5 protein-coding genes are annotated in these 6,986 nt (G+C 69.3%); 2 read left to right on the top strand and 3 right to left on the bottom strand.

Translation table 11 applies throughout. The features are described 5' to 3' along the window. Positions 1–149 precede the first annotated feature (149 nt). The gene (locus ACTHL4_RS12665; RefSeq protein WP_440283126.1) at positions 150–1,196 is read left to right on the top strand and encodes a hypothetical protein; all 1,047 of its coding nucleotides are present in this window, start codon (positions 150–152) and stop codon (positions 1,194–1,196) included. A gap of 114 nt (positions 1,197–1,310) precedes the next feature. On the opposite strand, the gene efeB is transcribed toward ACTHL4_RS12665, so the two are convergent. Genes efeB through efeU form a run of 3 tightly spaced genes read right to left on the bottom strand, consistent with a single transcriptional unit; the run spans position 1,311 to position 5,408 of the window. Further along, positions 1,311–2,582, bottom strand: a complete 1,272-nt coding sequence (gene efeB, locus ACTHL4_RS12660) for an iron uptake transporter deferrochelatase/peroxidase subunit (RefSeq protein WP_440283125.1) — start codon at positions 2,580–2,582, stop codon at positions 1,311–1,313. Next, positions 2,579–3,823 carry an iron uptake system protein EfeO gene (gene efeO / locus ACTHL4_RS12655; RefSeq protein WP_440283124.1) on the bottom strand — a complete coding sequence of 415 codons (1,245 nt, stop codon included), beginning with the start codon at positions 3,821–3,823 and terminating at the stop codon, positions 2,579–2,581. The genes efeB and efeO overlap by 4 nt, the downstream gene beginning before the upstream one ends. Then, positions 3,816–5,408, bottom strand: a complete 1,593-nt coding sequence (gene efeU / locus ACTHL4_RS12650; RefSeq protein WP_440283123.1) for an iron uptake transporter permease EfeU — start codon at positions 5,406–5,408, stop codon at positions 3,816–3,818. The genes efeO and efeU overlap by 8 nt, the downstream gene beginning before the upstream one ends. Positions 5,409–5,528: 120 nt before the next feature. On the opposite strand from efeU, the gene ACTHL4_RS12645 reads away from it, so the two are divergent. After that, a complete protein-coding gene (locus ACTHL4_RS12645) occupies positions 5,529–6,950 on the top strand; it encodes a xylulokinase (RefSeq protein WP_440283122.1) in 1,422 nt (473 codons plus the stop codon). The last annotated feature ends 36 nt before the right edge of the window (positions 6,951–6,986 follow it).

Genomic DNA, 6,986 nt, shown 5'->3' with positions numbered 1-6,986 from the left:
CCCCCCGAGCGCACACACCCCACCCCGAGCGGACACCAAAACCCGGCCTGATCTGCCGGTTTTTCGTGTCCGCTGGGTCGTGATGTGTCCGCTCGATCCGCCTGTGGACAACGGTTCCGGGCCGCCCTGAGCTGCAACGATCATGACGTATGACGACACGTCCCGACAGCGCCCCGAGCCGGCTGGATCCGCTGGCCGCCCACATCCGCAACCGGGCAGACCATGTGACGCGATTGCGCTCGCTGGTGGCGTCGTTGCCCGTCGGTCGGCTCGCCGGGGTAGGAATCAGCCTTGGCACCGGTCCTACCGACCGGCGCAAGCTGCGGCGCAATGCCTACGTGGCCGCCGAGTACGACGAGCTGTCATGGCAGGACCAGCTGATCGTGATGGCCTGTGCGGTGCAGGATGCGGCCGCCTGTGACCCGCTCTTCTCGCACCTGACCGCTGCCGCGATCTGGCAGTTGCCGACCATCGGATCACGGTGTCAGCTCGTCGAATACGCCCTCCCGCCGGACGCACGAGGGCGCACGCCGAACGTTCGTCGGCGGAGGAGCGCGCTGACCGCTACGGGCACGGACATCGGAGGGTTACGTGTCACGGCCTACGAGAGGACGATCGTCGACCACGCCCGCCAGGCGAAGCTCGCATCAGGGGTAGCCGTCTGTGATGACGCGTTGCATCGGGGCCTGACCACTCGTGATGCCTTGTTCGCTGAATGGCGCCGAGTACCAACGGGTGCGCGTGGTCGCCGCATGGCGGAGCTCGCCATACATCTTGCCGACGAGCGGGCCGAGTCTCCACTGGAGTCTCTGAGTCGGGTTCGGATGTTCCAGGCGAGCCTGCCGATGCCGGAGCTGCAATGGAAGTTCTTCCACGGCGACGAATTCATCGGTCGCACCGACTTCTACTGGGAGCACCTGGGGCTGGTGGGGGAATGCGACGGCAAGCTGAAATACGTCGTGGAACAAGAAGATCCGGGGCGCACCGCCGTCGACGCGCTGCTGGGGGAGAAGCGGCGTGAGCTACTCCTGCGACGTCACCGGGGCGTGCGAGACGTTGCTCGGTGGGACTGGGACGAGGCCCTGCCGGCGGGCATGTTGCCCGGCATCCTCGCGGCCCACGGCGTCCGGTCGGTGCTGGACGGTGGGTGGCCGGTCCCCGACGGACCGCTGCCGAGGCGTGCGTTCGTCATCTGACCGGCGCCCCCGATCGAGCGGACACGAAACTCCCGGGCGGACACGATCCAGGGGCCGATTCCTGCGAAATTGTGTGTCCGCTCGGTGGTGTTCGTGTCCGCTCGGTGAGGAGGGCTACTGGAAGAGCTGTTCGGCGATGTAGTGACCGGTCCTCGGCGAGGGCGGGATCGCGAAGAGGCCGGAGCCGACGTGCTTGACGTATTCGTTCAGCAGGTCGGCCGCGCCCAGCTTGCGCTGCAGCTGCACGAAGTGTGCCGGGTCGTTCTGGTAGCAGACGAACAGCAGCCCGGCGTCGAGCTGACCGAACTCGTTGATGCCGTCGGTGTAGTTGTAGCCACGACGCAGGATCTTGATGCCGCCGTTGTTCTCGTGGGCAGCGAGCGCGATGTGCGACGTGGGCGCGATCACCGGGTTGCCGTCCGCAGTCTTCGCCCGGAAGTGCGGTATGTCGTGCTCGGCGCGCCCGGTGAGCGGTTCGCCCTCGGTCTTGCCGCGGCCGAAGATGTGCTCCTGGTCGCTGACCCGGTCGGCGTCCCAGGTCTCGATGTTCATCTCGATCTTGCGGACGACCTGGTAGGTGCCGCCGGTCATCCAGTCCGCGTCCCGTAGCCAGACGTACTTGTCGAAGTCGGCGGTCGTGCTGATGTTGCGGGTGCCGTCCTTGAAACCGAAGAGGTTCCGCGGCGTCTGCTGACCCTTCCCGGCCGATGCCCGGCCGAATCCCATGACGGTCCACCGGGTTTGGACGGTGTCGCGCGCCATACGGGCCAGGTTGCGGATGGCGTGGTAGCAGACCTGCGGATCGTCGGCGCACACCTGCACCGACAGATCGCCGTCACTCGTGGCGGCAGCCAGGTTGTCGCTGGGCAGCTTCGGCAACGGGTGGAGCAGCTTCGGGCGCTGGGCGGCCAGGCCGAATCGATCGTCGAAGAGCGAGGGACCGAGCCCGATGGTCACCGTGAGACTGGCGGCGTCGAGCCCGAGTGCCTCGCCGGTGTCTCCGCCGACCCCGGCGTCCGACGACGGCTGCACTTGCCCGATCGGTTGTGCACTCATCAGCTGGGCACTGGCGGCGGTCCAGCGTGCGAGCAGGGACTGCAGGTCAGTCCGCAGCGACCCGTCGACCAGGTCGAAGGTCATGAAGATCGAGTAGCGCTGGGGCGGTGTGCGTATGCCGACGGGCTCCGGCTGGTCGTAATAGGGGTACCGCGTCGTGAGGTCGATCGCATCCTTGTCCGCTGCCTCGGCAGAGTGCGAGCGGGACGCATCCATGCCCCACGAGGCGCCGACGGCGAGGGCGCCCGCCGCCACCCCGCCGGCGGCTCCCTGGAAGAGCCGCCGGCGGGGGAGGCCCGAGGTCCCCTCCGGAGTCTGCTGTTCGCTCAACCCGCGGTCGCCACCTTCTGCGCGATCTGGGACAACGGGTCCTGCAGCGCCTGCACCTTCTTGCTGAGCGTCGCCGCGTCGGTCTTGCGCAGCTGGGCGGTCCAGGGCTTGAATCCGCCGAGCGAGGCACCGTCGCGGTAGGGGTTGAGCGCGTTGGTCACATTGGTGAACTGCTTGCTCACCCGGGCGGTCAGGGCCGGGTCGATCTTCTGCAGTCCGGGCTTGAGGAAGGCGAACGCCTGCTGTGCGCCCTCGACGTTCGAGGCGAAGTCGGCCAGATCGGTGTGGCTGTACTTCTCCTCCTCGCCCTTGATCTTGTTGGTCTGCACCTCTTCCAGCAGACTGGCTGCCCCGTTGGCCAGATCCTCCGGCTTGTAGGTGATGCCCTTGACCAGGCCGGCGAGCTTGCTGACGTTGCCGTGCAACTCCTGGGCGTACTTCTTCGTCCGGGCGGTGATCTTCCCCTCCTGCCACAGGTCCTTCTCGATGGCGTGGAAGCCGTGCCATCCGACCTTGGGGTCCAAATTCGACTGCCGCATGTCGATCAGGTAGTCGAGGTTGCCGGCGTTGTCGCCCGGCTTGTATCCCGGCAGGACGAAACCACCGACATCCGACTCGATCTTCTCGTAGAACGGGCGTGCCCCGGCATACGCCTTCTTGGCGGCAGCGACGTCGCCGTTGTCGATGGCGGACTGCAGTTTTGCGACGCCGGTGACCATGTCGGCGGCATTCTGGTTGACGAACGTGGCGTAACCCTTGGTGCCCTGCGCCAGGATGGTGGCCGTCGAGCCCGACGCAGCGGCAGCCGCCTTGCCGGTGACGGTGAACGGGACCGTCTCCTTCTCAGCGCCGGGGCAGTAGAGCTGGTACTTGCCGCCGGACAACGTGACCGTGAATTTCACCGGAGCGAGCCCGGGAGCGAGGTTCTCCTTCTCACCCAGGATGCGCTGATCGCTCTGCAGCTCGATCTCGGTGATCGCCGTGGCGTCCTTGTTGGTCACTGTGAAGGTCACCGGCCCGGCCGGCGCCGAAGTGTGGTCGGGTCGGCATCCATCAGCGCCGGTCAGGGTCACCTTGACCTGCGCCGCACCGCCGGACACCTTGGCCGCGGCGCTCGTCGCACCGGCGCTGGCGCCCTCGGCCGAGCTGCCGGAGGACGACGATCCGCAGGCGGCGAGCGTCACGGCGATCGCGACGGCCGCGACGGTCCCGGCAACGTGACGGATGGGGTGGCTAAGCATGTGCTGAGCTCCTCGGGGAGTGATGGGTTGACGGTGCACCGACCCGTGTGCCGGTGCGGGGCAGCCGGCGGCGCGCACGGAACGCGACGACGGCGAGAGCGGCGCCTGCCACAAGCAGGCCGAGCGGCACGACGCGGCCCCAGAACTTCGCCGAATCACGTTCTCCGGCAAAGTGGTTCAGTGCGGCGGCGAAGTCGTCGCTGTATGCCGGACTCACCGACCAGGACGCGCTCGGGGCGGACATTCCGGCCGGCAGCGTCGCTCCCGGGGCGATGGTCAGCGTGCGCTGGGTGCTCAATCCTCCGCCGCTGAGGCTGACGCTGGCGCGTGCGGTACGCATGGCGTCATACAGCTTGCCGTGGCTGGTCCACGCCTCGACCGTGTCCGACAGCTGCCAGCTCGCGCGGTAGGGGCCGGGGTCGACACTCGGGTCGATGCCGACCGGCACCCGGCCACCGTTGAGGGCGGTCACCTGCGCCAAGGTGAGCGTCGCCGGGCGCTGTGCGTCGGTCGCGGTCGGCAGTATGCCGGTGAAGTGGCGGGTGCGAACGCCCGCCACGACCGCGCGGCCCGCGGAGCGCAGCCGGATCTGCTCGCCGGCCGACCGGTGCAGCGCTCCGTCGCTGAGCCGCACCGAGCCGGCCGGGCTGCCGGCGGCGTCGACGATCGGAGCCGAGGCGGGCACCTCCAGGTGGGCGGACGGCACGACGGCGAAGGCCGCGACGGCGCCGACCAGACAGCCGCCCGCGAGGGCCAGCTTCAGGCGCACACCCTGTATGGCGCTCGGGCGGTGCGCGGCCGGCCAGAGGGCCATCAGCGCCATGGGCACGACGTAGAGGAACCAGCCGAGCACCTCGATCAGCCGGGGGTCGGCGGGTATGCCGAGCACACCGGTGAAGATGGCGCTGCGGATCGAACCCGCCGGGGCCAGCCAGTGCAGGTCGACGGTCCTGCCCTGCCCGGCGTTGAGCCAGCCGGCCTCGTGGGCGGTGCGCAGGGCGGTGACCACCAGGCCCGCGGCGACGAGGATCAGGAAGGCGCTGGTGCCCTTGAAGAACTTGCCCAGGTTGAGCGAGACACCACCGGTGTAGAGACCGATGCCGAGCAGCACCGACGCACCGATGCCGAGCGCTGCTCCCGCGATGGCGCTAGTCGTGTTGGTCGCGGCCTGGAAGGTGGCCAGCAGGAAGACGGCGGTCTCGAACCCTTCCTTGAGCACCGCGAGGAACGCCATGAGGACCATCGCCCGTGAGGTGCCTTCGCCGAGGGCGCTCCGCGCGGCCGACTCGATCTCGCCCTTGAGCCCGCGCGAGTGCGTGCTCATCCACACGATCATCCCGGTGACGAAGACCACCGCGACGGCGCCGATGACGGTCTCCATCATCTCCTGCTGGCGTTGCGGCAGGCCCGATTCGACCACCTTCAGCACGACGCCCACCGCGACACTGATCGCGACGCCGGCGCCGACCCCGATCCACATGGTGGTGAGCCGGTGGCCGTTCTTCTTCAGGAACGCTGCGATGATGCCGACGATCAACGCCGCTTCGAGGCCCTCGCGCAGGCCGATCACGAATGTCGCGAGCACGGACACCTCTCTGCGGGAATTAGGTAAGCCTCAACTAAGTGAGGTGAGCATATCCCTACCGTTCCCGCGTCCGCCACATCGGGCAGCCACTACTCTCGTGGCCATGACGCTGGGAGCCGTATGAGTGAGCCGCTGGTCGCCGGAGTGGACAGTTCCACGCAGTCCTGCAAGATCGTCGTCTGTGAGGCCGCGACCGGGCGCATCGTGCGGGAGGCGCGGGCCGGCCATCCCGACGGCACGCAGGTCGATGCTGGAGCATGGTGGGCGGCATACGAGAAGGCACGGGCCGGTGGCCTGCTGGACGGTGTGCGGGCGATCGCCGTGGGCGGGCAGCAGCACGGGATGGTCACGCTGGACGACGCCGACGGCCTGGTGCGCGACGCCATGCTCTGGAACGACACCAGCTCGGCGCCGCAGGCGGCGGGCCTGATCGACGAGCTCGGCGGTGCGCCGGCCTGGGTCGACGCCGTCGACCTGGTGCCGGTGGCCAGCTTCACCGGCACCAAACTGCGCTGGTTGGCCGAGCACGAGCCGGACAATGCTGCCCGCACTGCCACGGTGGTGCTGCCACACGACTGGCTGACTGGGCGGATCCTCAAGGACGGCAAGGCATTCGAGGGTTGGACGACAGACCGGGGCGACGCGTCGGGTACGGCGTACTGGTCACCGGTGACCGGCCAATACCGCCCGGACCTACTGCAGCGTGCCTTCGGTCGCGACGTGCAGGTGCCGCGCGTCGTCGCCCCGTCCGAGGCCGCGGGCCGGACGGCGGACGGCATGCTGGTGGCCGCCGGCACCGGCGACAATGCCGCCGCGGCATTGGGGCTGGCGATCGAGCCGGGTGACATCGTGGTGTCGCTGGGCACCAGCGGTGCGGTGTTCACCGTGCACGACCAGCCGGTCGGGGACGTCACGGGTGCCGTCGCCGGTTTCGCCGACGCGACGGGCCGCCACCTGCCGCTGCTGGCGACCCTCAATGCGGCTCGCGTGCTGGTGGCCGCGGCGCACACCCTCGACGTGGACCTCGCCGGCCTCGACGCACTGGCGGCGCAGGCCCCGATCGGGGCCGGCGGCCTCACCCTGCTGCCCTACCTCGACGGTGAACGCACTCCTAATCTGCCGGCCGCGCGCGGGACGTTGGCCGGGATCACCCGTGCCAACGCGACGCCGGCGCACCTGGCGCGTGCGTATGTCGAGGGCATGCTCGGCAACCTCAAGGGCTGCATCGATGCGCTGGCGCGCAACGGCATTCACGGCCGGCGTGTGCTGCTGATCGGTGGAGCCGCGGCGGCGAGCACCGTTCGCTCGGCCGCGGCTGACATTTTCGGGGTGCCGGTGCTGGTCCCGCAGCCGGCCGAATATGTCGCGTTGGGCGCCGCCCGGCAGGCGGCCTGGGCGTGGAGCGGCGTCGAGGCTCCGCCGGCGTGGGACGTGCCGGTCGCGGCGACCGTCGAACCGTCCGATCCGGCGGCGGGCGCCGCGGCGGCGGCCCGCTATCGCGAGATGGTCGACGCGACACACCCGGGGGCGGTCGTCCGCTGACGTTGCGTACATGACGAAGCCGACCGGGCTGCTGTG

It is taken from the genome of Flexivirga sp. (assembly GCF_051955415.1).
Classification (GTDB): Bacteria; Actinomycetota; Actinomycetes; order Actinomycetales; family Dermatophilaceae; genus Flexivirga.
This window is presented reverse-complemented; position numbering and strand designations above follow the sequence as displayed.

Bases quoted from the DNA above. Each gene is read 5' to 3' on its own strand.
- ACTHL4_RS12665 (WP_440283126.1), top strand. From the start codon at position 150: ATGACGACACGTCCCGACAGCGCCCCGAGCCGGCTGGATCCGCTGGCC.
- efeO (WP_440283124.1), bottom strand. From the start codon at position 3,823: ATGCTTAGCCACCCCATCCGTCACGTTGCCGGGACCGTCGCGGCCGTC.
- ACTHL4_RS12645 (WP_440283122.1), top strand. From the start codon at position 5,529: ATGAGTGAGCCGCTGGTCGCCGGAGTGGACAGTTCCACGCAGTCCTGC.